Consider the following 24,313-nt stretch of genomic DNA (forward strand, 5'->3'; position numbering starts at 1 on the left):
GGCGAGATATCTACTGGCCCTGTCCATCTCGGCTGCTGGAGCTGCCGGGCAACCCGCACTCGACGGTCGAAGGTCCGCCGTTGGCCTAAGGCGTGTCCGGTGACCAGTAGGCCAGCATCTCGGCCAGGGTCTCGAAGGCCGCGGTGTTCACCCCGTAGGTGGCCTCGAAATGCACGCTCAGCGGGAACCCGAGCTCGGCGACACCGTCGATGATCCGCTTGTACAGGTCGAGCATGAGCATCCGACGGCGGGCCGGGTCGGTCTCGGCCAGCGTGCGGACGAACTCCTGCTCACGGGCGACCGCCTCGTTGCCGGGGTCCTGGATCAGCCAGTCGATCAGCTTGACCCGGCCCTCCACCTTCGGGACGAACCCGAACGACAGCAGGATCTCGGGCCGGTACTCGGTGGCGGCGGCGAACTCGGTGAGGAACCCGACGATGGCATCGGAGTACAGCAGCTGGGTCATGCCGTAGGTGGCGCCCCTACCGCACTTGAACTCGAACCGTCCATGCTCGCCCTCCCGGGTCGGGATGAGGATCGCACCCCGGTTGTCGACGAGTCCCTCGAACAGTTTCAGGGCATCGGTCGGCGCCACCCCGGATCCCTCGCCGTCGCTGAGTGTGCGCGGGACACCGACGAACGCGATCCCCTCGAAGCCACTGTCACACAGGTCCGTCAGCCGGGTTCGCAGCTCGGGCTCGTCCATGAACGCGGTCACCTGGGTGCACAGGCCCTTGATGCCGGGCAGCTCCGGCTTGATCATCGTCCAGAAGTCGAGGACGTCGAGCTTGGGCTTCATCTCGATCGGACGGTCGCCGTCCTCCTCGATCATTCCCGGGATCATGACGTGACGGATCCGGCCGGCCAGCCCCGCCTCGGCCGAGCAGCGCAGAACCTTCTCGACGTCCTCCATTGCCTGCTCACGGCCCCGGTCGATGTTCGGAGGCACCAGTTCCAGAGCGATGGTGTTCAGGCTCACAGCGTTGCTCCACATCTGACGTCGAATTGTCCCGGCGGCCCAGCCGACGGCGTCACGCCGGCCCCACATCCCCCTTCGCCCGGAAGCATCACGATACCGGCCGGCAGCTGTGAGGTCGCTGGTGGACGACCCCGATCCACGTCACACTCGGTGTTGAGCTTTCATGGCGTAGAGCACCATGAACATTCTGCAGATACCGAAGAACCTCCGGCCCCGTCTCACGCTGGTGGCCATGCTGGCCCTGATCGTGGGGATGGTGGCCGGCTGCACCGGCCTGGGACAGGAGCCCGGCGCGGGTTCCAGCACGCTGAAACCGAGCCCCAGCTCACCGTTCGATCCCACCACCACGGCGCCGGAACCCACCGGTCCGTTGCTGGCCTACCGGGCCGCCGACGAGATCGGGCTCGTCGACGGCACCACGGTGATCGCGTCGGCCAAGGGCGCGTTCGCCCCGTCCAACGACCTGATCGCCACCGAGGACGGCCGCTTCGTGTTCGCCAGGACGACGGATAACCGGCTGGCCACGATCGATGTCGCCACGCGCAAGGGAGCCACCAGGGACATCCCGGTCAACTCGGCGCTGGGCACCAGCGGGCAGAGCGTCGTCGTGTGGTGGGAGCAACCCAACCGGCTGATGCGCCTCGACCTGGCCGACCCCGACTCCCGACCGGAGCTGGCACAGACGGTGGACCTGCCCCCGCTGGCCGGGATACGCCCCGGTGAGCCGCGGCTGCTGGTGGCCAGGGGCGGCACCGCGATCATCGCGCGGGTGGAAGCTCCACCGTCCCCGTTCGGCGGCCCCGACACGCTCTACGCCGTGCGTGGCCCGGGCAGCCCGACCCCGCTCGGCCAGGCCGACGCGAACAGCCCGGTGTCGGTCGCCCGGCTGAGCCCGGATGGTGCGCGGCTGGCCTACGCGGTCTACCGCGCCACCGACCACGCGTGTGGCAGCGCCGCAGTGGTGGTCACCGACGCCGACGGATCGCAGCAGACCTACGACGCTGCCGGCCCCGACGCCCAGGCCGGTTCCCGGGTGCCCAAGCTGTGGTGGCCCGCGACCGGGCTGCCGAAGCTGAGCCTGATGACGTGGCGCTGCGACCGGCCCGAGACCTTCCCGCCGCTGGTGTGGCAGCTCTCCGACGACTCCATCACCCAGGTCAGCCCGCCCACGTCGGCGGTGCAGACGGCCGAACTCGAAGCCGGCCAGCGCGCGCTGATCCTGCCCGAGGACGGCGCATACACCGATCCGGCCGGGGCGCTGGTCTTCGAGGACGGCGGCCGCCGGATCACGCTCAAGTCCGGTGTCGACGCGATCGCGGTCATCGAGCCGGCTACGTAGTCTGGATCATGTGAGCATCGCTCTTCAGGATCGGTTCGTCCGCGACCTTCCGGAGCTGGCCGTGCCGTGGCGGGCCGGGGCCGTCGCGGACCCGGCGCTGCTCGTGCTCAACGAACCACTCGCCGTCGACCTCGGCCTGGATCCGGACTGGCTGCGCAGCCCCGACGGCCTGCGCCTGCTGGTGGGCACCCAGCTGCCCGACGGCGCCGCACCCGCGGCGCAGGCCTACGCCGGTCATCAGTTCGGCGGCTTCGTCCCCCGGCTGGGTGACGGCCGGGCCCTGTTGCTCGGCGAACTCGTCGACGCCCGGGGCCGGGAGCGCGACCTGCATCTGAAGGGCTCCGGACGGACTCCGTTCGCGCGCGGCGGGGACGGCCTGGCCGCGATCGGGCCGATGCTGCGCGAGTACGTCATCAGCGAGGCGATGCACGCCCTGCACATCCCGACGACGCGCGCGCTGGCGGTGGTCGCCACCGGCAACCCGGTGTACCGGGAGACGGTGCTGCCCGGGGCGGTGCTCGCCCGGGTCGCGGCCAGCCACCTACGGGTGGGCAGCTTCCAGTACGCCGCGATGCACTGGCAGCAGACCGGCGACGTCGACCTGCTGCGCCGTCTCGCCGACCACGCGATCGCCCGGCACCATCCGGGGGCGGCCGACGCCGAGAACCGCTACCTGGCTCTGCTGGACGCCGTCATCGCCGTGCAGGCCGACCTGGTGGCGCGGTGGATGCTGGTCGGGTTCGTGCACGGTGTGATGAACACCGACAACATGACGATCTCCGGCGAGACCATCGACTACGGGCCGTGCGCGTTCATGGAGGGCTTCGACCCGCAGACGGTGTTCAGCTCGATCGACAGTTCCGGGCGCTACGCCTACGGCAACCAGCCCGCAGTGGCGCTGTGGAACCTGACCCGCTTCGCCGAGGCGCTGTTGCCGCTGCTCGACCAGGACGTCGACCGGGCCGTCGAGCTCGCGCAGGCGTCCCTCAGTACGTTTCAGGAGCGCTACAACGCCGGTTGGTCGGAGGGCATGGCCGCCAAGCTCGGGCTGTCCGGCGCGCCCGCCGACGCGGTGGCCGATCCGGTCACCGATCTGCTGCCGCAGCTGCGGCAGAGCCGGGTCGACCACACCCTGTTCTACCGATGGCTGGCCACCGCGGCCCGCGGCGACGCCGAGCCGGTGCGCGGCGAGTTCATCGACCTCGCGGCCTTCGACGCCTGGCTGGCGCGGTGGCGGGCCGCCGACCCCGACCCCGACGCCATGGACCGGGTCAACCCCCTCTACATCCCGCGCAACCATCTGGTGGAGGAGGCGCTGTCGGCGGCCACCGCCGGCGACCTCGGCCCGTTCCAGCGGCTCCTGGACGTGGTCCGGTCACCGTTCGAGGAGCGGCCGGGCCTGGAAAGGTACGCCGAACCCGGCGCCAGGGAGTTCACCGACTCCTTCCAAACCTTCTGTGGAACCTGACCGACCTTCTGTGGAACCTGACCGCGCACGCGTAGCGTGACCATGCGTGGGAGACGAAAGTGTCCGGCTCGGTCTCGAGGACCTGCTGTTCATCTACGGCGAGACGCCGAGTTCGAAGATGCATGTCGCCGGACTGCTGCCGTTCACGCCCCCCGCGGACGCGCCGCCCGACTACCTGCGGCGGATGGTCCACGACGCGCGCGGCCAGGACGTGGTGGCGCCGTGGAACCGTAAGCTCGCCCACCCCGGGCTGCAGTTCAGTCCACTGCACAGCTGGGTGACCGACCACAACTTCGACTTCGACTACCACGTCCGGCGCTCGGCGCTGGCCAGCCCGGGCGATGAGCGTGAGCTCGGCGTCCTGGTGTCGCGGCTGCACAGCAATACCCTCGACCTCACCCGCCCGCCGTGGGAGCTGCACGTCATCGAGGGACTCGAAGGTGGCCGCTTCGCGCTGTACCTGAAGATCCACCATGCGCTCATCGACGGCTACAGCGCGATGCGGATGCTGGGCCGGACCCTGTCCACCGATCCGGACCACCGGGACGCCCGGCTGTTCTTCAACGTCCCGGTGCCGGTTTCGGCGCCACGCACGCCCGCATCCACGAATCCGGTCACCGCGGCGCTGCGCACGCTCGGTGGCATCGGGTCGACGGTGGCCGGTGGTGTCGGCTCGGTGATCGACCTCACCAAGGCGGTGATCAACACCCAGGTCCGTCGCGACGGCGACTACGGGCACATCGTCGGTTCGGCGTCGGCACCGCACAGCATCCTCAACGCCCGGATCAGCCGCAACCGCCGCTTCGCCACCCAGCAGTACGAGTTCGACCGCCTGAAGGCGATCAGCGTCGAGCACGGCTCGACGATCAACGACGTCGCGCTGGCGATCCTGGGCGGTGGGCTGCGCAAGTTCCTGGCCGAGCTCGGTGAGCTGCCGGACCGCTCGCTGATCGCGTTCCTGCCCGTCAACGTGCGCCCCAAGGGCGACGAGGGGGGCGGCGGGAACTCGGTGGGCGCGATCCTGGCCCCGATGGGCACCGACATCGAAGATCCGGTCGAGCGGTTGCACACCATCACCGCGGCCACCCGGGCGTCCAAGGCGCAGCTTCAGACGATGTCACCGTCGGCGATCATCGCCTACACCGCGGCGCTGTTGTCTCCGGCAGTCAGCCAGATCGCCGGGGCACTCACCGGTGTGACCCCGCCCTGGCCGTACACCTTCAACCTGTGTGTGTCCAACGTTCCGGGGCCGCGGGAGCCGTGGTACTTCAACGGCTCCCGACTGGAGGCCACCTACCCGGTGTCGATTCCCATTCACGGCATGGCGTTGAACATCACCCTGCAGAGCTACGCCGGGACGGTGAACCTAGGTTTCGTGGGCTGCCGTGACCGGCTGCCGCGGCTGCAGCGGCTGGCGGTGTACACCGGCGACGCGCTCGCCGAGTTGGAGAAGGCGTCGACTCCCTGAAACGGCGGCGACTCCTTCATAGCCGGGGCACAGCCCCGCCCGAGCCGGAGCACAGCGCCCGGCGCGAGGATGGTCGGCATGGGTAGAAACCACACCGGACACCTCGAGGAACACGACCGCGGGCTCGGCTACGACCTCTCGACCATGTCGAGGCGCCGGGTGCTCGTCGCGCTCGGTCTCGGCGCCGCTGCCGCAGCGGCCGCCGGATGCGGCACGACGCCGGCCGCGGGGGCCGAGTTGGCCGAGCAGGCTCCCCAGGAGACCCAGGGCCCCTACCCCGCCGACGGTTCCAACGGCCCGAACGTCCTCATCGAGTCCGGGGTGGTGCGCTCCGACATCACCGGAAGCTTCGGGACGTACTCCGGGGTCGCCGAAGGAGTGCCGGTGACCCTGACGCTGACCCTGCAGGATCTTGCGAAGGACGGGGCGCCGGGCGCCGGCATGGCGGTCTACCTCTGGCACTGCGACCGGGAGGGGCGCTACTCGCTGTACTCCGAGGGCGCCACCGAGCAGAACTATCTGCGCGGCGTGCAGGTCGCCGACGACAGCGGTGTGCTCACGTTCACGACGATCTTCCCGGCGTGCTATCCCGGACGCTGGCCGCACTTCCACTTCGAGGTCTTCGATTCGCTCGAGACCGCGGTTGCGGGCTCGGATGCCCGGCTGACCTCCCAGATCGCACTGCCCGAGGAATCCTGTAGCGCCGTCTACGCGTTCGACTCCGGCTACGCCGCCAGCATTGCGAACCTCGCCGCGGTCACGTTGGACACCGACGGCGTGTTCGGTGACGGATGGTCGGCGGAACTGGCCTCGGTCAGCGGATCGCCCGAGGAGGGCCTGCAGGTTTCGCTCACCGTCGGGGTGGCCGAGAAGTCGCAGAACGTGATGGCCGGTGACGGCTTCGGGCCGCCGCCCGGTGGCGCCCACCGGCCGACCGGATGAGGCGCGGCGAACGGCCCCGCTTCCCACGGAACGGATAGCTGTCTACGGTCATGTCTGTGCTCGATGACAAGCTTGACGAAATCTCCCTGCCCAACGGATTAAGTGTGGCCGACGCCCGCGCCGAGGCCGCCCGCGCCTACGAACTCGACCGCGCCCACGTGTTCCACTCCTGGTCGGCACAGGCCGAGATCTCCCCGATGACGATCACCGCGTCACAGGGTTGCTACGTGTGGGACGGCGACGGCAACCGGCTGCTGGACTTCTCGTCGATGATGGTGAACACCAACATCGGCCACCAGCATCCGAAAGTGGTTGCCGCCATTGCGGATCAGGCCGCCAAGCTGTGCACGGTGGCGCCCCAGCACGCCAACGCCGCACGCTCGGAGTGCGCCCGGCTGATCGCCGAACGCACCCCCGGCGACCTGGACAAGATCTTCTTCACCAACGGCGGTGCGGATGCCGTCGAGCACGCGGTGCGGATGGCCCGCCTGCACACCGGGCGTTACAAGGTGTTGTCGCGGTACCGCTCCTACCACGGTGGCACCGAGACCGCGATCAACCTGACCGGCGATCCGCGACGCTGGGCCAACGACCACGGCAACGCCGGTGTCGTTCACTTCTTCGGCCCGTTCCTGTACCGGACGCAGTTCCACGCCGAGACCGAGGCCCAGGAAAGCGAACGGGCGCTCGCGCATCTGCACGACATCGTCCGGATGGAGGGCCCGTCCACCATCGCGGCGATCATCCTCGAGTCGATCCCCGGCACCGCGGGCATCATGGTTCCGCCGCCCGGTTACGTCGCCGGCGTGCGCGCCCTGTGTGACGAGTACGGCATCGTGTTCATCGCCGACGAGGTGATGGCCGGCTTCGGCCGCACCGGAAAGTGGTTCGCCATCGACCATTTCGGTGTCACACCCGATCTGCTCACGTTCGCCAAGGGCGTCAACTCCGGTTACGTGCCCCTCGGCGGCGTCGCGATCGGCCCGGCGATCGCACAGACCTTCGCGCACCGGCCCTACCCCGGCGGGCTCACCTACTCCGGTCATCCGCTGGCCACCGCCGCCGCGGTGGCGACCATCAACACGATGGCCGAGGACGGCATCGTCGAGAACGCCGCCCGGATCGGCACCGAGGTGCTGGGACCGGCGCTGCGCGACCTCGCGGCACGGCACCGGTGCGTGGGTGAGGTGCGCGGCGCGGGCGTGTTCTGGGCGGTCGAACTGGTCGCCGACCAGACCACCCGCGAACCCCTGGCACCGTACGGACGTTCCAGCGCGGCGATGAACGCCGTGATCGCCGAGTGTAAGAAGCTCGGGTTGCTGCCGTTCGCCAACTACAACCGCATCCATGTGGTGCCGCCGTGCATCGTCACCGAGCAGCAGGCCCGCGAGGGCGTCGCGCTGCTGGACCGGGCTCTCGACGTGGCCGACGAGGGGCTGGCCGGCTCCTAACCGTCCAACTCGCCGCTGATGCCCCGCTCGAGGGCGACGCGGGCCCGTTCGGGCAGCACGATCAAGCCGTCGAGTTCCCGCCGCGCCAGCCGGTAGGCCCGGTCACGTTCCTGGCTGGTCGCCGCCGTGTCGGCGGCCACCCGGAGCAGCCGCTGGGCGCGGGCCAGCCGTTGCTGGTCCTCGCCGGCGAAACCCGCCCGGCGGCGGCGGATCGCCTCGGCTTCGGCGACGTCGAAGGCGGTGACGTATTCACTCACCGCGTCGCGATATTCACGTGCGGCATCGCGGTCCCCGAGAAGATCGGCTACATCGGCGGGGCGCAGGAAGTCGGCCCGCAGCTTGGCCCGGTGAAACCGCTCGGTGAGTGGATCGCGCATGTCGGTCATCAGCGGGTAGTCGAGCAGTTTGGCGACGTCGAGCTCGTAGTCCAGCCAACGGGTGTCCGTGCGGTCATGCTCTTCGATGGTCCTGTTGATCGCTCTGCGCTGCGCCCCGTCGACGCCCTGGGCGGCCCCCCTCGGCGCCTCGATCTCCTGCCGGCCCCGCGCCGTTGCGATCGCCTTGAAGGTCGCATAGCCCACGCCGATCAGCGGCAACACGATCACCAGCAGCTCGATCAACCGGATGAGCAGTCCCATCTGGCCAGGATGCCACCGTCGGTGCTCAGGTTTCGATTGTGGGCCGGTGGGCAACTTCTTCACTATGCGAAACATGACATTGCGAAACATCGGATCCCTGATCTTCGTGGGCGCAGCGTCCTCTGCGATCGCCGCCGCGCCCCTGGCGTCGGCACAGCCGGCCCCGCCGCCTCCGCCGCCTCCGCCGGCTTGCGTCAACGCCGATGGCACCCCGTGCTATGTCGGCCCAGACGGCGCCGCTGGCGTCATCCCCGGAGGCCCTGGCGGCCAGGCGGATGCCGGCGGCGCGTCGGGCTACATCCCCGGCGGCCCCAGCGGGGCGGCCGGTCCGGGCGGGGTCAGCGGCTGCATCCCGGGCATCGGCTGTGCGTCGATTCCGGCACCCTGATCCGCGTGGTCACACCCTGCTAACCTCGGAACGACCTTCCGGGAGAGGACAGCAGGGACGGGGACCGTAGGCACGTCGGTCACCCGTTCGCGAGGCGGGTTAATCTGCGGGCGCTCTCGGACACCCGAGTCCCCGGCGGAAGGAACTGGTGTGCAGGCGCTTCCCGTCATCGCGCTCACCGGCTATCTCGGTGCGGGAAAGACCACCCTGCTCAATCACGTCCTGCGCAGTCCCGATGCCCGGATCGGCGTCGTCATCAACGATTTCGGCGAGCTCAACGTGGATGCGGCACTGGTCACGGGACAGGTCGACGAACCCGCCTCGATCGCCGGCGGCTGCATCTGCTGCCTGCCCGACGACGACGGCCTGGACGCCGCGCTGGCCAAACTCGCCGACCCCCGGCTGCGTCTGGACGCCGTCGTCGTCGAGGCCAGCGGACTGGCCGACCCCATCGCGATAGCGAGGATGATCCGCTTCAGCGGCATCGATCGGGTCCGGCCGGGCGGGGTGGTCGACGTCGTCGATGCCGCCACCCATTTCGACACCGTCGACCGCGACCCCCTCCCGCCCGCGCGGTACGCGGCGGCGACGCTGATCGTGGTCAACAAGCTCGACCAGATCCCCGAGGCCGATCGCGCCGCCGCGCTGGACCGTATCGAGACCAGGGTGCGTGAGCTCAATCCGCACGCACAGGTGGTCGGGGCCACGGCCGGGCGCATCGACCCCGCGCTGCTGTTCGACGTCTCCGCCGAGGAGGTCGCGGACGGACAGCTCACCCTTCGCGAGTTGTTCGTCGACGCCACCGCGGCCGCCCACGCCGACGACCACGACCATGACCACGCCGCCGCCGTGACCGAACGCAGCGATGGCGGCGTGGACCCCGCTGCGGTGGTCGATCTGCTCGAACACCCACCCGCGGGGGTGTACCGGTTGAAGGGCACGATCGGGGTCCGCTATCGCGCCGGACTGCGCAGCTATTCGATCAACGTGGTCGGCCCGTCGATCCACATCGCGCCCGCGCCGTCCGGTGCGGCGGCGAACAGTCTGGTCGCGATCGGGATGCACCTCGACGCCGACATCGTGCGCGACCGGCTGCGCACCGCACTGCGTCCGGTCGACGGTGTCGCACCCGCGCAGGGGGTGCGCCGGCTGCAGCGCTATCGCCGGCTCAGCGTGTGAGCGGCCGGGCGATACTGTGCCCATGACGGAGCGCAACGTGCTGGGCGAACCGCTGCAACCGTGCGGCACCGACCCGATGACCGGTTTCTATCGCGACGGGTGCTGCAGCACCGGCGACGAGGATCTGGGCAGGCACACGATCTGTGCGGTGGTCACCGCGGAATTCCTCGCCCACCAACGCTCGATCGGCAACGACCTGTCCACCCCGATGCCGGTCTACCGGTTCCCCGGCCTGGTGCCCGGCGACCGCTGGTGTGTCACCGCGCCCAACTGGCGGCGGGCCCACGACGACGGGTGCGGCTGTCCGGTGGTGCTCGCATCGACCCACGAGCGCACGCTCGACACCGTGCCGCTGGAGGTTCTGCGCCGCTACGCGGTCGACGTCCCGGACGATCCCGCCGGCCTGTGAGCCGGTGAGCCACAGGCCTTTACCTGAGATTCGAGTCTCATTATGATCTTGATGTCCTGTCATCCCAGCTCTAGGAAGCCCCATGGCCACCAGAACTCTGCACGCCCTGCTCGTGACCGGCGGCGCCGCACTGGCGCTCACCGCCTGCTCGTTCTCCATCGGTGCTGGTGGCGGTCTGGATTTCGAGAAGCTCCAGTCGGCGATCACCGACGAGCTCAACAAGAGCTACGCCCCGATCTCGCAGGAGGTCACGTCGGTCGAGTGCCCCACCGATGAGCCGCGCCCGGCGCCGGGGGCCACGCTGGTGTGCACCGCGCAGGTCGCCGACCAGGAGATCCGCGTCGAGTCGACGGTGACCAACGAGGACTACGACGTCAACTTCAAGACCCTCGACTCGCTCTACGACCTGCCGAGCACCTCGGACACGCTGTCGGACGAGTTGACCGACCAGCTCGGATTTCCGGTGACGGTGACCTGTGGTGACGGCCTGCAGGCCGTCGAGATCGGATCGACGTTCGACTGCACAGCTGCCGACCCGAACGGCGAAGAGCGCACCGTCCGGGTCACCGCGGGCGCGGTCGGCGAGCAGGACCACTGGGAACTGCTCGGCTGACATCGTCGACGGCCCGATCGGAGCCACCGAGATGGCGATGCGCCCGGCGGAAGCCGGCCAGGCTCAGCCCGGACGTGCCAACCAGCGCAGCCGGACCCGGAAGGATCTGCTGGAGGCGGCCTCGCGGCTGATGAAGCAGGGCCGCCGGATCACCGTCGAGGACGTCGCCGGGGAGGCGCTGGTCTCTCGAGCGACCGCCTACCGCTACTTCCCGAACCTGGAATCACTCCTGCTGGAGGCTCCGATCGAGGGCGCCGTACCCAGCGCCGACGAGCTATTCCGCGGGGTCTCGGCCGACGACCCGGTCGAACGGCTGGAGCGGGTGGACGCGGCGCTGTCGGCGGCGATCTCCGAGAACGAACCGGCGCTGCGGCTGATGCTGGCCCACGCGATTCAGCACGCGGGCGATCTGCGCCGCGACATCCCGGCCCGGCAGAACCGGCGAACCGCGCTGATCGAGGCGGCACTGGCCCCGGCACGCGACCAGTTCTCGCCGGCGGCGCTGCGGTCGCTGACCACGGCGCTGGCGCTGGTGATCGGCACCGAGTCGGTGATCGTCTTCAAAGATGTTCTGCAGAAGGACGATTCGGAGGCGCGCCGGGTGCGCCGATGGATGATCCGGACGCTCGTCGAGGCGGCCCGCCGGCCCCCTGGGTGACCGGTGGACCGCGCCGGGAAGACTCCTGCCCCGAACGGTGGTTAGTTATCCGTATGGGATCGGTGTTGACGGTGAACGCGGCGGCCGTTCCCGCCGGAGAGCACCGGCTGGGCTCGGGAATCGACAAGCGGCCCAGCGCCGAACCGCTGGCGGTGCGCGCCCCCGGCCCGATGCGCGGCGGTCTGGGCAGCGGCGTGGTGGGTGACTCGATCGGCAACCAGCGCGTCCACGGCGGCGACGACCAGGCCGTGTACGCATACGCTCGTGAGGATCTCGACGCGTGGCAGTCGCGCCTGCAGCGCGAGCTCACCAACGGCATGTTCGGCGAGAACCTGACGACGACCGGGATCGACATCAACGAATGTCTCATCGGAGAGCGCTGGGCGATCGGCGCGGACGGGCTGGTGCTGGAGGTCAGCCGTCCCCGCATCCCGTGCTCGACGTTCGCCACGTGGCTGGACGTCGCAGGCTGGGTCAAGACGTTCACCGCCGCGGCGGTGCCGGGCACGTACCTCCGGGTGATCGCGCCGGGCACCGTGCGCGCAGGCGATGCCATCGAGGTGTGCCAGCGGCCGAGCCACACGGTGACGATCGGCACCGTGTTCCGCGCGCTGACGCTGGAGCCCGGGCTGCTCGCCGACCTCGGCGCCGCCGAAGCCCTGCCCGACGACATCAAACGGCAGGCGGCCCGCCGGACGTAGCATGCGTGCCTGGGCACGAACCTGCTGCGCTGAGCCCGAGCGCCGCAGTCGTGGTGGCCCTCCGGTCGTCAGCGATGTGAGCTAGCTCCCAGACCCCTGGTCACCGTTTGACATCTCGGGCCCGGTGGGAAGCCTCGGGTGACACCCGCCGACGTCTGGAGCCGTCTTCTTCATGCCCGACACCGCCGAGATCGAATCCGCAACGAATTTCGCCACCACCGCGGCATGGGTGGTCGCCGCCGTCATCGCGGCCTACCTGTCCGGTGTCGCACTGTCCTGGCTCGTGCACCGGCTGGGGCGGCGCAGCCAGGTGCTTCGCGACATCGCCGAGCTGACCCGGCGGCCGGTGCGCGCCACGCTGATGGTCATCGCCACGACGGCGGCCGTCCGGCGCACCGCCGCCGAGCACGAGAGCTGGCGCGGCTGGGTCGACCATGCCCTCGTCATCGCGATCATCGCGAGCGTGACCTGGGTGGTGGCCGGCCTGGTCCGGGTCGCCGAGCGCCAGGCACTGCGCCGGTTCGCCGGTGGCGACTCCGGTCTCACCGATGCCGACCGGCACCGCCGCAAGATCAAGACCCAGGTGGTGACGCTGCGCCGGCTCGCCATCGCGGTCGTGGTCGTGCTCGGCGCGGCCGCCACCCTGATGACGTTCCCGTCGTTCAGCGACATCGGCAAGACGCTGTTCGCGTCGGCCGGCGTGCTGTCGGTGGTCGCCGGCCTGGCCGCGCAGACGTCGCTGGGTTCGGTCTTCGCCGGGATCCAGATCGCGTTCTCCGACGCCGTCCGGGTCGGCGACGTCGTCGTGCTGGAGAACGAGTGGGGCCGCATCGAGGAGATCACGCTGACCTACGTGGTGGTCCGGGTGTGGGACGAACGCCGGTTGGTGCTGCCGTGCACCTACTTCACCACCACGCCGTTCCAGAACTGGACCCGCAACGCCACCGAGCTGCTGGGGACCGCCGAACTGGACGTCGACTTCACCGTGCCGTTCGACGCGATGCGCGCCGAGTTGGACCGCCTGCTGCGGGACAACCCCAAGTGGGACGGCCGCGTCGGGGTGCTCCAGGTGACCGACACCATCGACGGCGTGGTGCGGATCCGGATGCTGGTGAGCGCGTCGAACGCCCCGGCGCTGTTCGACCTGCGCTGCGACATGCGCGAGGGCATGGTGGCCTGGCTGCAGCGCACCAATCCGGGTGCGTTGCCGCGCAGGCGCATCGAGCATCAGACCGAATCGCCGGGGCTGCCCGCACAGGTCGGTGCCGGGCCGCGCACCCGCTACAACGGCGACTGACGAACTGCGAGAAGCCCTGTCGCGGCGAACTTGAGTCCGCGCCGAAGGTCCTCGAGCGGGATCGGATCGTCGGAGTCGATATAGCGCAGCGTGGTGGCGACGGCCATGTTGTAGAACATCCACGCCAGCGACCGGGGCGTCATGTCGCTGCGGTAGCGCTCCCGATGGTGCCCGATGTGCACCGTCGCCATCGCCAGCAGCGTGGCATGCAGCCCGGAATTGTCGTCGAACGTGCGGATGTGCTGCGGCCGTTCGGTGAGATACCGGATGAACCTGCGGTTCTTGATCGTGTAGTCGATCAGGATGTCGATCGCAGCGGCCATACCCTCCTCCGGCGCCTGCAGGGTGGCGGCCTGCACCGGTGATCGCCGAGGTCACCGGCAAGTACTCGGCGGCGTTCCACGGCGATCCCGGCGGCCGCGCGATCCGGTCGGTCGACTCGGTGCTGCGCTGGGTGTACGGCGGTACCGAGGCCGCTGCCGAGGGTGACCGGGTGCGGGCGCTGCACCGTCCGCTGACGATGAAGAGCCAGACCACGGGCCGGCAGATCGGTGCTCTGCACCCGGGTGCCTACCAGTGGGTGATCGCCACCGGCTACCTGGTGAACTCGCAGGCCGGCAGGCTGATGATCGGCCGGAGTTCATCGACGTGGAGAAGCAGGAGCTGCTGCGCGACAACATCCGGCTGGCCCGGCTGCTGCACGTTCCGATGCCGGGTTACCCGCGCACCCAGGCGGAGTTCGAGCGGTACTTCGAGGCGATGGTGCCCACGCTGGAGGGCACCCTGCAGGCGCTGCAGTTGATGGACGAGATGCGCACCGGACGGGTCGCGCTGCCACCGGCGATCCCCCGCCCGCTTCGCCCGCTGGCACGGCTGGCGCTGCGGCCGTTCCTGCGGCTGAACTACCTGTCGGTCGTCGGCCTGCTCCAACCGCGGCTGCGGGACAAGCTCGGCGTCGGCTGGAGTGCGCGCGAGCAGCGCGAGCTGAACCGGATCTACACGCTGATCCGCATCGCCTCCCGCGTCCTGCCCGACCGGCTGACCTACTTCCCGCTGGCCTACCACGCACGCAAGCACCACCAGTGCCTGGAGAAGATGCGGGTGCGTCAGCAGAGGTCGTTCGCCTACCGGCTGCCCGCCGCCGACGCAGAGCCGGCACGCTCGAGCTGACCGCCGGCGCTATCGCCAGGCGAACACCGGCTGCTCCAGGCCGTCGACTGGGTCGTGCCGGCCCTCCAGGCACAGCCACCTCAGCTGCAGCAGCACCGCGCCGGTCGGGGCGTGGATGAGGTCGTTGCCGATCGGGATCTGCACCACCGGCCGTGAACTCTCGGGGATGGTGACGAACCGCGGGGAGTCCGCCCGAGTGAGATTGTGCAGGCCGACCCGGTAGACGGCGACCACCTCGTCCGGCGCCGGATTCGGCTGGAGCGGCCCGCCACCCCAGAGCACCACCGGCGTGATCACGTACCCCGATCGCGTCGGGTAGTCGTCGAGCAGACCCAGCACGGCCGAGTCGGTCAGCGAAACCCCGAGTTCCTCGTCGAGTTCACGCAACGCCGCATCGACTGCGCTCTCGCCCGGATCCAGCCGGCCACCGGGCAGCGCCCATTGCGCGGCGTGCGACGACAACCGCGACGATCTACGGCACAGGAAGAACGCCGCGCCACCGGAGACGTCCACCATGCGTCCGTCGAGGTTCCCGGGCATCGGCCGTCCGTCGATCCAGTCGTCCACCGCGGCCGGATCCACCCGGTCCTCGCCGAGGACCGAATCGACGAGCACCACCGCGACCGCGGCACGCCGTTTGGTCGGATCCTGCACCACACGGCGGTCGTGACCGTTCACCCGGGCGGCGATCTGCGCCCGCAGGGCGTCGTCGTAGCTGATCGTCACCGGTCGAGACTAAGCACCGGGCGGCGCCGCAGGCACATCGGCGGTTAGCGTTCCGGGCATGCCCGACACCTCGAGCGCAACGGAATCCGGCCGGCATCTGATCCGCTACAGCGGTCACGGGACGTTCGGTCCCGAGCTCATCGACCGTGCGGCCGGGACGCTGCTCTACACCGAAAGCGGGCGCGAACTGCTCGACTTCACATCGGGGCAGATGAGCGCGATCCTCGGTCACTCCCATCCCGAGATCGTCGCCACCGTGGCGGCGCAGGTGGCTCGACTGGACCACCTGTACAGCGGCTTTCTGAGTCGTCCCGTCGTCGAACTCGCCGAGCGGCTGACCTCGACGCTGCCCGCCGACCTGGACAAGGTGCTGCTGCTCAGCACCGGCGCCGAGGCCAACGAGGCGGCGGTGCGACTGGCCAAGCTGGTGACCGGCAAGCACGAGATCGTGTCGTTCGCCCGCTCGTGGCACGGCATGACCCAGGCCGCGGCCGGTGCGACCTACAGCGCCGGCCGCAAAGGCTACGGTCCCGCGGCTCCGGGCAACTTCGCGCTCCCGGTGCCGCACCGGTTCCGCCCCGACATCCTCGACGCCGAGGGCGAACTCGAATGGCGCAGGCAACTGGACATCGGCTTCGACCTCATCGACGCGCAGTCGGTGGGCAGCCTGGCCGCGTGCCTGATCGAGCCGATCCTGAGCTCGGGCGGCGTCATCGACCTCCCGCCGGGCTACCTGGCGGCGCTGGCGCAGAAGTGCCGCGAGCGCGGCATGCTGCTGATCCTCGACGAGGCCCAGACCGGGTTGTGCCGTACCGGGGACTGGTACGCGTTCGAGCACGAGGGTCCCGACCGCGTGGTGCCCGACATCCTGACGCTGTCGAAGACGCTCGGTGCGGGCCTGCCGCTGTCGGCCGTCGTCACCACCACACCGATCGAACGGCAGGCCCACGAACGCGGCTTCCTGTTCTTCACCACCCACGTCAACGACCCGCTGCCGGCCGCGGTCGGGCTCACCGTGCTCGAGGTGCTGGCCCGTGACCGGCTGGACGGCCGCGCCCGGACCCTCGGCGCCCGGCTGCGCCGCGGCCTGGACGAGCTGCACCGCCGGCATCACATCGTCGCCGATGTCCGCGGCCGCGGCCTGCTGCTCGGACTGGAGCTGCTCGACGACGATGCCGCCGGCGGTGCCGATGCGCTGGGCGCCGCGGTCACCGCCCGCTGTTACGAGCTCGGCCTGCACATGAACATCGTGCAGCTGCCGGGAATGGGCGGCATCTTCCGCATCGCGCCGCCGTTGACCGCGACCGAGGACGAAATCGATCGGGCGCTGGCAATCCTCGACGACGCGCTGGCCACCGTCGCGCAGTCGGCCGCCTGAATCCTCGGCGGGGTCGGGTCCGCTGCATTTCGCCCGACATACTTCGATGTGCTATGCAGATTCGGTGACCGCCCGGACCATCACCCCGACGCGGCCGCGCAGCGCGCTCGCGCTCGTGGTCGACCCGGTCTTCGGCGCGCTGTTCTGGGGCAAGATCTTCTCCGTCGTCGCGGTGTGGACCCACGGCATCATCGCCGCGATCGTGATGTACGACGCCACCGGCTCCGCGCTGATGGTCGGGTTGGTCGGGGTCGCGCAGTTCGCCCCGCAGCTGATCCTGAGCCCGACCAGCGGCAAGTGGGCCGACACCGGTGACCCGGCCCGCCAGATTCTGCTCGGGCGGGTGCTCTGCGTGGCGGGCTCCGGGGTCACCGCGGCGTGGTTCTTCGCGGTGCCGGACCTGAAGGCCAGCGCCGCGATCCCGATCCTGCTGGGGGCGACGCTGGTCGGCTTCGGGTTCGTGGTCGGCGGCCCGGCCATGCAATCCATCGTGCCGACGCTGATCCGCACCGGCGAACTGCCCACGGCGATGGCGCTGAACAGCCTGCCGATGACGGTCGGCCGGATCGTCGGGCCCGCCGCCGGCGCCTATCTGGCCGCCCACCTCGGACCCGCACCCGGCTTCGCCGTCGCCGCGGGCCTGCACCTGGTCTTCGCGGTGTTCCTGCTGGTGGTGCGCTTCCCGGCCCCGCCCGCCCGGCACGCCGACACCGACTACCGGGTGCGCGTCGCGATCCGCTACGTGCTGTCCGATCGTCCCCTGTTGCTGGCGCTGCTGGCGGTGACGATGGTGGGCATCGCGTCGGATCCGTCGATCACCCTGACCCCGTCGATGGCCGATGCGCTCGGTGGCGGCCCCGGACTGGTCGGGTTGTTATCCGCACTGTTCGGCGTCGGCGCCGCGGTCGGCATGGCGGCGCTGGCGCTGCTGCGCGGCCGGATCCCCTCGGCACGGGTGTCCTCGATCGGGCTCACCGCGCTGGCCGCCGGCTGCGCGGTGCTCGCGGCCGGGACACAGCCGGCCGTGGCGATGGCCGGCTTCGCGTTGGCCGGGTTCGGCTTCGGCTGCGCGATGACCGGGTTGAGCACCGTGGTTCAGGAGCGGGCACCCGAACAGTTGCGCGGCCGCATCATGGCCCTGTGGCTGGTGGGCTTCCTGGGTTCGCGGCCGATCGCGGCCGCGGTCCTCGGCGGCGCCGCCGACGCCCTGAACGTGTTCGCGGCGTTCGGCATCGCGGCGGCGCTGTGCGCCGGGGTCGCGTTGTGGTGCAGGCCGTCCAAGCTCACCGGGCCGTTGCCGGTCTCCTAGCGCGTTCGGCCGGTCAGCCCTTGGCGGCCGGCCACACCCCCAGGCGGTCGCGGATCAGGCCGAAGTACCCCTCGATGTGGGCCTGTGCCAGCTCGGCGGCCCTGGTGGCATGGCCCCGCCCGAGCGCTGCCGCGATACCCCGGTGCTCGCAGCGCAGGCCGGTGGCGACCGAGGCCCAGTCGTCGAGCAGCGGCACCCCGGCCATCACGTAGCCGTGGATCGAATCGCGCAGCGCCGCCATCATCGCCTCGATGACCGCGTTGCCGGCCAGCCCGGTCAGCGCGACGTGGAAGTCGGCGTCGCGCAGATGGAAATCGTTGGGACTCAGATTCGGATCGTCCATCTCGTCCAGCATCGCGGTCAGGCCGGACAGATCGGGGCGCGGGGAACGCAGCGCCGCCTCGCGCACCGCCCAGGTCTCCAGCAACACCCGGGTGCTGACCAGATCGGCGATCGGCAGGATCCGGGTGGCGATGTGCAGCCGCAACGCCGAGCCGATCGACGTGGCGGGGTCGGCGACGACGACGGCGCCCGCATCGGGACCGGACCCGACCGCGGTGCGCACCACGCCCATCGCCTCCAGCACCCGGATGGCTTCGCGCACCGACGACCGGCCGACGCCGAGATCCTCGGCCAGGGCGCGCTCGCCGGGCAGCCGATCCCCGACCCTCAGCACGCCGTCGGAAAGATCCCGCTCGATTCGCTGCAACACCATCTCGTGCGCCCGCATGAGAGGAGAATAGCGCCAAAGACCGGTGTGGTCAGACCACAGTGTCCTATTGTGGTCTGACCACAGCCCATCGGAGTGACCCATGCGCATAGCCCTGTTCGCCACCTGCCTGGCCGACGCGATGTTCCCGCGCGCCGCCATCGCCACCGTGTCGCTGCTGGAGCGGCTCGGCCACCAGGTGGTGTTCCCGGACCGGCAGACGTGCTGCGGGCAGATGCACGTCAACACCGGCTACCTCACCGAGGCCACCGGCCTGGTACGCCACCACGTGCAGGTGTTCGAGCAGGCCGGCTGCGACGCCGTCGTCGCGCCGTCGGGATCGTGCGTGGGTTCGGTGCGCCACCAGCACGCGATGGTGGCCCGCCGCGCCGGCGACGAGGACCTGGCCGCGCGCGCGGAGGCGGTCGCGGCGCGCACCTACGAGCTGTCGGAGTTCCTGGTCGACGTGCTGGGGCTGGGGGACGTCGGCGCCTACTACCCGCACACCGTGACCTACCACCCCACCTGCCATTCGCTGCGCATGCTGCGGGTCGGCGACAAACCACTGGGGCTGCTGCGCCAGGTGCGCGGCATGACGCTGGTGGAGCTCGGCGAGGCCGAATCCTGTTGCGGTTTCGGCGGCACGTTCGCGATCAAGAACGCCGACACCTCGACGGCGATGCTGGCCGACAAGATGGCCCACGTCATCGACACCGGCGCCGAGGTGTGCACCGCCGGCGACTCGTCCTGCCTGATGCACATCGGCGGCGGGCTGTCCCGGATCCGCTCCGGGGTGACGACCGTGCACCTGGCCGAGATCCTGGCGTCCACCGAAACCGCCGGGGTGCACGCATGACGTTCCTCGGCACCCCGGGCGTCGGCAATCTGCGCGGTGCCGAACCCTTTCCCACCGCCGCCCGCCGCGAACTGCGCAACACCCAGATGCGCCGCAACGTCGGCCACGCCACCCACGCCATCCGCACCAAACGGCTCGCCGCCGTGGCCGAATGCCCGGACTGGGAGCAGCTTCGGGAGGCCGGCAGCGCGCTCAAGCGCGACGTGCTGGCCCGGCTTCCCGAGCTGCTCGAGGAGCTGGAGGCCAACGTCACCGCCCGCGGCGGCGTGGTGCACTGGGCCCGCGACGCCACCGAGGCCAACGCGATCGTCACCGACCTGATCCGGGCCACCGGCGCCGGCGAGGTGGTCAAGGTCAAGTCGATGGCCACCCAGGAGATCGGCCTCAACGAGCACCTGGACAGCGTCGGGATCGAGGCCGTCGAGACCGACCTGGCCGAGTTGATCGTGCAGCTGGGGCACGACACCGGAAGCCACATCCTGGTGCCGGCCATCCACCGCAACCGCGCCGAGATCCGGGAGATCTTCACCCGCGAGATGCCCGACGCCGGCGAGCTGAGCGACGAGCCGCGGGTGCTCGCGATGGCGGCCCGCGCGCACCTGCGCCGCAAGTTCCTCTCCGCGCGGGTGGCGGTGAGCGGGGCCAACTTCGGGGTGGCCGAGACCGGCACACTGGCGGTGGTGGAGTCCGAGGGCAACGGCCGGATGTGCCTGACCATGCCCGAGACGCTGATCACGGTGATGGGCATCGAGAAGGTCGTTCCCCGCTTCACCGACCTCGAGGTGTTCATGCAGCTGTTGCCGCGGTCCTCGACCGCCGAGCGGATGAACCCGTACACCTCGATGTGGACCGGCGTGCACGACGGCGACGGGCCGGCCGAGTTCCACCTGGTGCTGCTGGACAACGGGCGGACCCGGGTGCTGGCCGACGAGGTCGGCCGCGAGGCCCTCAAGTGCATCCGGTGCAGCGCCTGCCTGAACGTCTGCCCGGTCTACGAACGCACCGGCGGGCACGCCTACGGGTCGGTGTATCCCGGGCCGATCGGCGCGATCCTGAGCCCGCAGCTGACCGGCACCCACGGTCACGACGATCCCAACGCCGCACTGCCGTACGCGTCGTCGCTGTGCGGGGCGTGCTTCGACGCCTGCCCGGTGCGCATCGACATCCCGTCGATCCTGGTGCACCTGCGCGGGCAACAGGTCGATGCGCAGCGCCACGGCCTGCCGGGCGGGCAGGATCTGGCGATGAAGGCGGCGGCCTGGGCGATGGCATCGCCCGGCCGGTTCGGCTTCGCCGAGAAGGGGCTGGCGCTGGGCCGGCTGGTCTCCGGGCGCGACGGACGCATCTCGGCGCTGCCGTGGCCCGGATCGCGCTGGACCGCCAGCCGCGACATCCCCGAGCCGCCCGCCGAGACGTTTCGGCAGTGGTGGGCCAGGACACACCGGGGAGAAGACCGTGGCTGACGCCAGAACCGCCGTGCTGCAACGAATCCGGCATGCGCTGGCGGCCTCGCCGGTGCCGCCGGTCGACGTGGCCCGCGACTACGACGACGCACCCCTGGACGGGCCGGGAGACGCCGACCGGTTCGCCGAGACGGTCGGCGAATACCGAGCCCGGGTGCACCGGGTGCCCGAGGACGCGGTCGCCGCGACACTGGCCGGTCTGCTGCGGCCGGGTGCCCGGGTGGTGGTGCCGGCCGACGTCCCGACCGCCTGGGTCGCCGGGCTGGACACGCGGGCCGACGGTGGCCAGACGCTGCTGAAGGTCGCCGAACTCGATGCGGCCGACGCCGTGGTCACCGGGTGTGCGCTCGGCATCGCCGCGACGGGCACCATCGTGCTCGATGCCGGTGCCGCACAAGGGCGCCGGGTGCTGACCCTGGTACCCGATCACCACCTTTGCGTGGTGTTTGCCGATCAGATCGTGGACACGGTGCCGCAGGCCTTCGCCGCGCTGGACGCGGTACGGCCGCTGACGTTCATCTCGGGGCCCAGCGCGACCAGTGACATCGAACTCGACCGGGTCGAAGGGGTGCACGGGCCGCGCACCCTCGACGTCCTGATCGTCACCCGGTCGAGGACCTGACCACCAGTCGCGGGTCCAGCCCACATTCCCATCACATTGTGAAGGAAGCGGCCAGGCGTAGAATCAGGGCGTTCGTACAGATCGAACGTCCTACCATTGGAGGTGCGGTGCCCACTCCCAGCGCGGCCCGCGGGCGCGACGTGCGCCAACGGCTTCTCAACGCGGCCGTCGAGCTCATTCCGGAACTCGGCTGGCCGGCGGTGAGCACCCGGATCCTGGCCGAGCGTGCCGGGGTGACGCCCAGCGTGGTGCACTACCACTTCGCCTCGGTCCCGGCGGTGCTGCAGGAGGCCGCGATCGGCGTGATGCAACAGGCGGTGTCCGGGCTGGACGCTCTGTTCGACACCGCCGGCTCACCCGCCGAGCTGGTCGATGCGGTGCTCACGTCGGTGCAGCAGTACACCGGCGCGGACCCGACCTCATTGCTGTTCATCGAGGCCTATCTCGCGGCCACCCGCGACCACCGGTTCGGCGAGCAGGTCGGCGCGCTGCTGTCCGGCTGCCGGGCCCGGTTCGCCGGGCGGCTGACCGAATACGGGGTACCCGATCCGGAGGGCGCCGCGGCCATCGTGTTCGCGGCCCTCGACGGCTTGGTACTGCATCGCGGGCTGGGCATCGGCCCCGACATCGCCGCCGCGACAGCGAGCCTGCGCCCCGTCGTGGCACCGACGGAGAAAGGAGCAACCGGATGAAAGTCATCGTCTGTGGGGCCGGCATCGCCGGACTCGCGTTGACCAGCAGGCTGGCCACCCTCGGCCACGAGGTGGTGGTGCTCGAGCGTTCCCCCGGCCCGCGCCGGCAGGGCTACATGATGGACTTCTTCGGCCCCGGCTACGACGCAGCCGACGCGATGGGTGTGCTGCCCGCGATCCGGGAGGCCGCCTACCCCATCGAGGAGGCGACCCTGGTCGACCAACGCGGTCGGCGGCGCGCGGGCCTGCCGTACCACCAGGTGCGCGACGCCGTCGGTGGCCGGCTGTGCAGCCTGATGCGTCCCGACCTCGAACGGGTGTTGCGCGACTCGCTACCGGACTCTGTCGACCTGCGGTTCGGAGCCGCGTTGACCGGGATCGACGACGACGGAGACCGGGTGACCGCGACGCTGCACGACGGCACCCGACTGGAGGCCGAGCTGCTGGTGGGCGCCGACGGGATCCACTCCACCGTCCGACGGCTGGTGTTCGGCGGGGAATCGGAGTTCCTGCGCTACCTGGGATTCCACAGCGCGGCATTCGTGTTCGACGCGCCGGGTATCCGGGACGCGTGTGCCGGGCGTTTCGTGCTCACCGACACCGTCGGCCGCCAGATGGGTTTCTACGCGCTGCGCGACGGCGCCGTCGCCGCGTTCGCCGTTCACCGCACCGACGACCCGGCGCTGCCCGACGACATCCGCGGCTCGATCGCCGAGGAGTACCGGGGTCTCGGCTGGGTGGTCCCGCAGGCACTCGAGCTGTGTCCGCCATCCGACGAGATCTACTACGACCAGGTGGCACAGATCGAGATGCCCCGGTGGAGCTCCGGTCGCGTCACCTTGCTCGGCGACGCCTGCTACGCGGTCTCCCTGCTCGCCGGGCAGGGTGCGTCACTGGCGATCGCGGGCGCCTACGTGTTGGCCTCACACCTGCACGACGCGCCATCCATCCCCGAGGCGCTGGCCGGCTACGAGCGCCAGTGGCGCCCGATGGTGCTGGAGAAGCAGGAGTCCGGACGCGCCGCGGCCCGCTGGTTCCTGCCGGAATCCGCTCTGGCGCTGCAGGTTCGGCGTACCGTTCTGCGCTTCGCCGACCTACCCGTCGTCAACCGCTTCATCGGCAGGCTGATCGCCGGAAAGACCACCGCGTTGACCGCAGCAGCCGCGGCGGGCGACGACCGGGCACGGCGGCGGCTGACCCCGATCGTGCGGGCGGCGTTCCGGGCCCCGATCTGGTTGTACGACCACGGCCTCGGCTGGCTGTTGGGCCGCCGCTTCGTGTGCCTGACCCACACCGGCCGGCGGTCCGGGCGCCGATACCGGACCGTGCTGGAGGTGGTCGGGCACCGTGGCAGCGAGTACTTCGTCGTCGCCGGCTTCGGCCGCAAGGCGGACTGGTATCGCAACGTGACGGCTGATCCGGACGTCCGATTCGCGGTCGGGCGGCACGATTTCACCGGCCACGTCCGGTTGCCCGACGACGACGAGGCGGCCGCGATCATCGCCGACTACGAGCACCGCAACCGCTGGGTCACCCCTGTCGTGCGGGCCGCCCTGAGCTGGCTGCTGGGCTGGCGCTACGACGGCAGCCCGGAGGCGCGGGCGCGGATGGTCGACGAGTTGCCGGTGGTGGCCCTGAGCGCGGCGTAATCGGGACCATAGTCCCGACACCTAGGTGGATGGTGTTTTTTGCGCGGCGGTGACCGGCTGATCGCCGCTGGTTGAGTTGAATGAGTGGGTGACGTTGGGACGGACGCCTGCTCAGGCGGATCTGCTGCGGTCGACGGCGAATTTCTGTGAGGGCCGGGTGGGTCCGGATTCGATTTATGGTGTGCTGCACCGGGAGTGTTTCAACCTCT

Annotated in this window: 24 protein-coding genes and 1 pseudogene; 20 read left to right on the forward strand and 5 right to left on the reverse strand. The window is 70.4% G+C overall.

The features are described 5' to 3' along the window. Nucleotides 1–85: 85 nt before the first annotated feature. Nucleotides 86–979: a mycobacterial-type methylenetetrahydrofolate reductase gene (locus JDV09_RS24160; protein WP_308124226.1), complete on the reverse strand. Its 894-nt coding sequence runs from the start codon at nucleotides 977–979 to the stop codon at nucleotides 86–88. A 178-nt stretch (nucleotides 980–1,157) separates the two neighbouring features. Between JDV09_RS24160 and JDV09_RS24165 the strand changes: the two genes are divergently transcribed. The 5 genes from JDV09_RS24165 (at nucleotide 1,158) to JDV09_RS24185 (ending at nucleotide 7,647) form a co-directional block, all read left to right on the forward strand. Next, on the forward strand, nucleotides 1,158–2,318 hold the full coding sequence (locus JDV09_RS24165; RefSeq protein ID WP_221371678.1) for a hypothetical protein: 1,161 nt from the start codon (nucleotides 1,158–1,160) through the stop codon (nucleotides 2,316–2,318). Nucleotides 2,319–2,328: 10 nt separating this feature from the next. After that, nucleotides 2,329–3,786 carry a protein adenylyltransferase SelO gene (locus tag JDV09_RS24170; protein ID WP_221371679.1) on the forward strand — a complete coding sequence of 486 codons (1,458 nt, stop codon included), beginning with the start codon at nucleotides 2,329–2,331 and terminating at the stop codon, nucleotides 3,784–3,786. Between the two features lie 46 nt (nucleotides 3,787–3,832). Then, complete coding sequence (locus JDV09_RS24175) at nucleotides 3,833–5,254, forward strand: WS/DGAT/MGAT family O-acyltransferase (protein ID WP_221371680.1); 1,422 nt, start codon at nucleotides 3,833–3,835, stop codon at nucleotides 5,252–5,254. 69 nt (nucleotides 5,255–5,323) lie between these two features. Further along, nucleotides 5,324–6,196: a dioxygenase family protein gene (locus JDV09_RS24180; protein WP_372453026.1), complete on the forward strand. Its 873-nt coding sequence runs from the start codon at nucleotides 5,324–5,326 to the stop codon at nucleotides 6,194–6,196. 56 nt (nucleotides 6,197–6,252) lie between these two features. Then, nucleotides 6,253–7,647 (forward strand): aspartate aminotransferase family protein, encoded by a 1,395-nt coding sequence (locus JDV09_RS24185; RefSeq protein ID WP_372453027.1) that lies wholly within the window; start codon nucleotides 6,253–6,255, stop codon nucleotides 7,645–7,647. Here JDV09_RS24185 and JDV09_RS24190 read toward each other — a convergent pair. Further along, the gene (locus JDV09_RS24190; protein ID WP_221371683.1) at nucleotides 7,644–8,285 is read right to left on the reverse strand and encodes a hypothetical protein; all 642 of its coding nucleotides are present in this window, start codon (nucleotides 8,283–8,285) and stop codon (nucleotides 7,644–7,646) included. The genes JDV09_RS24185 and JDV09_RS24190 overlap by 4 nt on opposite strands. A 73-nt stretch (nucleotides 8,286–8,358) precedes the next feature. Between JDV09_RS24190 and JDV09_RS24195 the strand changes: the two genes are divergently transcribed. The 7 genes from JDV09_RS24195 to JDV09_RS24225 all read left to right on the forward strand — a co-directional run bounded on the left by JDV09_RS24195 (nucleotide 8,359) and on the right by JDV09_RS24225 (nucleotide 13,530). Next, on the forward strand, nucleotides 8,359–8,673 hold the full coding sequence (locus JDV09_RS24195; RefSeq protein WP_221371684.1) for a hypothetical protein: 315 nt from the start codon (nucleotides 8,359–8,361) through the stop codon (nucleotides 8,671–8,673). 150 nt (nucleotides 8,674–8,823) lie between these two features. Next, on the forward strand, nucleotides 8,824–9,852 hold the full coding sequence (locus JDV09_RS24200) for a CobW family GTP-binding protein (RefSeq protein WP_221371685.1): 1,029 nt from the start codon (nucleotides 8,824–8,826) through the stop codon (nucleotides 9,850–9,852). A gap of 22 nt (nucleotides 9,853–9,874) precedes the next feature. Continuing rightward, complete coding sequence (locus JDV09_RS24205; RefSeq protein ID WP_221371686.1) at nucleotides 9,875–10,261, forward strand: DUF2237 family protein; 387 nt, start codon at nucleotides 9,875–9,877, stop codon at nucleotides 10,259–10,261. An 82-nt stretch (nucleotides 10,262–10,343) separates the two neighbouring features. Next, nucleotides 10,344–10,874, forward strand: coding sequence for a DUF4333 domain-containing protein (locus JDV09_RS24210; protein WP_221371687.1), 531 nt, complete (start codon nucleotides 10,344–10,346; stop codon nucleotides 10,872–10,874). 37 nt (nucleotides 10,875–10,911) lie between these two features. After that, a complete protein-coding gene (locus JDV09_RS24215) occupies nucleotides 10,912–11,532 on the forward strand; it encodes a TetR/AcrR family transcriptional regulator (protein WP_255605945.1) in 621 nt (206 codons plus the stop codon). A gap of 53 nt (nucleotides 11,533–11,585) precedes the next feature. Further along, nucleotides 11,586–12,233, forward strand: a complete 648-nt coding sequence (locus JDV09_RS24220) for an MOSC domain-containing protein (protein ID WP_221371689.1) — start codon at nucleotides 11,586–11,588, stop codon at nucleotides 12,231–12,233. A 172-nt stretch (nucleotides 12,234–12,405) separates the two neighbouring features. Then, nucleotides 12,406–13,530 carry a mechanosensitive ion channel family protein gene (locus JDV09_RS24225; protein ID WP_221371690.1) on the forward strand — a complete coding sequence of 375 codons (1,125 nt, stop codon included), beginning with the start codon at nucleotides 12,406–12,408 and terminating at the stop codon, nucleotides 13,528–13,530. Here JDV09_RS24225 and JDV09_RS24230 read toward each other — a convergent pair. After that, entirely contained in the window at nucleotides 13,515–13,889 is a 375-nt protein-coding gene (locus tag JDV09_RS24230) for a hypothetical protein (RefSeq protein ID WP_221371691.1), read from the reverse strand. The genes JDV09_RS24225 and JDV09_RS24230 overlap by 16 nt on opposite strands. On the opposite strand from JDV09_RS24230, the pseudogene JDV09_RS24235 reads away from it, so the two are divergent. Further along, nucleotides 13,889–14,700: pseudogene (locus JDV09_RS24235) on the forward strand (oxygenase MpaB family protein); the annotation flags it as partial. The gene JDV09_RS24230 and the pseudogene JDV09_RS24235 sit on opposite strands and share 1 nt — an antisense overlap. Nucleotides 14,701–14,709: 9 nt before the next feature. On the opposite strand, the gene JDV09_RS24240 reads toward JDV09_RS24235, so the two are convergent. Continuing rightward, nucleotides 14,710–15,426: an NUDIX hydrolase gene (locus JDV09_RS24240; RefSeq protein ID WP_221371692.1), complete on the reverse strand. Its 717-nt coding sequence runs from the start codon at nucleotides 15,424–15,426 to the stop codon at nucleotides 14,710–14,712. A 58-nt stretch (nucleotides 15,427–15,484) separates the two neighbouring features. Between JDV09_RS24240 and JDV09_RS24245 the strand changes: the two genes are divergently transcribed. Beyond that, nucleotides 15,485–16,804 (forward strand): aspartate aminotransferase family protein, encoded by a 1,320-nt coding sequence (locus JDV09_RS24245; RefSeq protein ID WP_221371693.1) that lies wholly within the window; start codon nucleotides 15,485–15,487, stop codon nucleotides 16,802–16,804. Nucleotides 16,805–16,868: 64 nt separating this feature from the next. Continuing rightward, a complete protein-coding gene (locus JDV09_RS24250; protein WP_308124227.1) occupies nucleotides 16,869–18,113 on the forward strand; it encodes an MFS transporter in 1,245 nt (414 codons plus the stop codon). Nucleotides 18,114–18,126: 13 nt separating this feature from the next. On the opposite strand, the gene JDV09_RS24255 is transcribed toward JDV09_RS24250, so the two are convergent. Beyond that, nucleotides 18,127–18,843 (reverse strand): FadR/GntR family transcriptional regulator, encoded by a 717-nt coding sequence (locus JDV09_RS24255; protein WP_221371695.1) that lies wholly within the window; start codon nucleotides 18,841–18,843, stop codon nucleotides 18,127–18,129. A gap of 82 nt (nucleotides 18,844–18,925) precedes the next feature. Between JDV09_RS24255 and JDV09_RS24260 the strand changes: the two genes are divergently transcribed. The 5 genes from JDV09_RS24260 (at nucleotide 18,926) to JDV09_RS24280 (ending at nucleotide 24,104) form a co-directional block, all read left to right on the forward strand. Then, complete coding sequence (locus tag JDV09_RS24260; protein ID WP_221371696.1) at nucleotides 18,926–19,678, forward strand: (Fe-S)-binding protein; 753 nt, start codon at nucleotides 18,926–18,928, stop codon at nucleotides 19,676–19,678. Then, on the forward strand, nucleotides 19,675–21,141 hold the full coding sequence (locus tag JDV09_RS24265) for a LutB/LldF family L-lactate oxidation iron-sulfur protein (protein WP_221371697.1): 1,467 nt from the start codon (nucleotides 19,675–19,677) through the stop codon (nucleotides 21,139–21,141). The genes JDV09_RS24260 and JDV09_RS24265 overlap by 4 nt, the downstream gene beginning before the upstream one ends. Then, nucleotides 21,134–21,763: a LutC/YkgG family protein gene (locus JDV09_RS24270; RefSeq protein WP_221371698.1), complete on the forward strand. Its 630-nt coding sequence runs from the start codon at nucleotides 21,134–21,136 to the stop codon at nucleotides 21,761–21,763. The genes JDV09_RS24265 and JDV09_RS24270 overlap by 8 nt, the downstream gene beginning before the upstream one ends. Before the next feature lie 107 nt (nucleotides 21,764–21,870). Beyond that, nucleotides 21,871–22,455: a TetR/AcrR family transcriptional regulator gene (locus JDV09_RS24275; RefSeq protein ID WP_221371699.1), complete on the forward strand. Its 585-nt coding sequence runs from the start codon at nucleotides 21,871–21,873 to the stop codon at nucleotides 22,453–22,455. Then, entirely contained in the window at nucleotides 22,452–24,104 is a 1,653-nt protein-coding gene (locus JDV09_RS24280; RefSeq protein ID WP_221371700.1) for a nitroreductase family deazaflavin-dependent oxidoreductase, read from the forward strand. The genes JDV09_RS24275 and JDV09_RS24280 overlap by 4 nt, the downstream gene beginning before the upstream one ends. Nucleotides 24,105–24,313: the final 209 nt, after the last annotated feature.

Origin of the sequence: Mycolicibacterium xanthum (genome assembly GCF_019710635.1) — a bacterium.
GTDB lineage: Bacteria > Actinomycetota > Actinomycetes > Mycobacteriales > Mycobacteriaceae > Mycobacterium > Mycobacterium xanthum.

Coding starts and splice junctions, on each gene's coding strand:
- JDV09_RS24165 (WP_221371678.1), top strand. CDS start 1,158: ATGAACATTCTGCAGATACCGAAGAACCTCCGGCCCCGTCTCACGCTG.
- JDV09_RS24180 (WP_372453026.1), top strand. CDS start 5,324: ATGGTCGGCATGGGTAGAAACCACACCGGACACCTCGAGGAACACGAC.
- JDV09_RS24190 (WP_221371683.1), bottom strand. CDS start 8,285: ATGGGACTGCTCATCCGGTTGATCGAGCTGCTGGTGATCGTGTTGCCG.
- JDV09_RS24195 (WP_221371684.1), top strand. CDS start 8,359: ATGACATTGCGAAACATCGGATCCCTGATCTTCGTGGGCGCAGCGTCC.
- JDV09_RS24205 (WP_221371686.1), top strand. CDS start 9,875: ATGACGGAGCGCAACGTGCTGGGCGAACCGCTGCAACCGTGCGGCACC.
- JDV09_RS24210 (WP_221371687.1), top strand. CDS start 10,344: ATGGCCACCAGAACTCTGCACGCCCTGCTCGTGACCGGCGGCGCCGCA.
- JDV09_RS24215 (WP_255605945.1), top strand. CDS start 10,912: ATGCGCCCGGCGGAAGCCGGCCAGGCTCAGCCCGGACGTGCCAACCAG.
- JDV09_RS24220 (WP_221371689.1), top strand. CDS start 11,586: ATGGGATCGGTGTTGACGGTGAACGCGGCGGCCGTTCCCGCCGGAGAG.
- JDV09_RS24225 (WP_221371690.1), top strand. CDS start 12,406: ATGCCCGACACCGCCGAGATCGAATCCGCAACGAATTTCGCCACCACC.
- JDV09_RS24245 (WP_221371693.1), top strand. CDS start 15,485: ATGCCCGACACCTCGAGCGCAACGGAATCCGGCCGGCATCTGATCCGC.
- JDV09_RS24255 (WP_221371695.1), bottom strand. CDS start 18,843: ATGCGGGCGCACGAGATGGTGTTGCAGCGAATCGAGCGGGATCTTTCC.
- JDV09_RS24260 (WP_221371696.1), top strand. CDS start 18,926: ATGCGCATAGCCCTGTTCGCCACCTGCCTGGCCGACGCGATGTTCCCG.
- JDV09_RS24265 (WP_221371697.1), top strand. CDS start 19,675: ATGACGTTCCTCGGCACCCCGGGCGTCGGCAATCTGCGCGGTGCCGAA.
- JDV09_RS24280 (WP_221371700.1), top strand. CDS start 22,452: ATGAAAGTCATCGTCTGTGGGGCCGGCATCGCCGGACTCGCGTTGACC.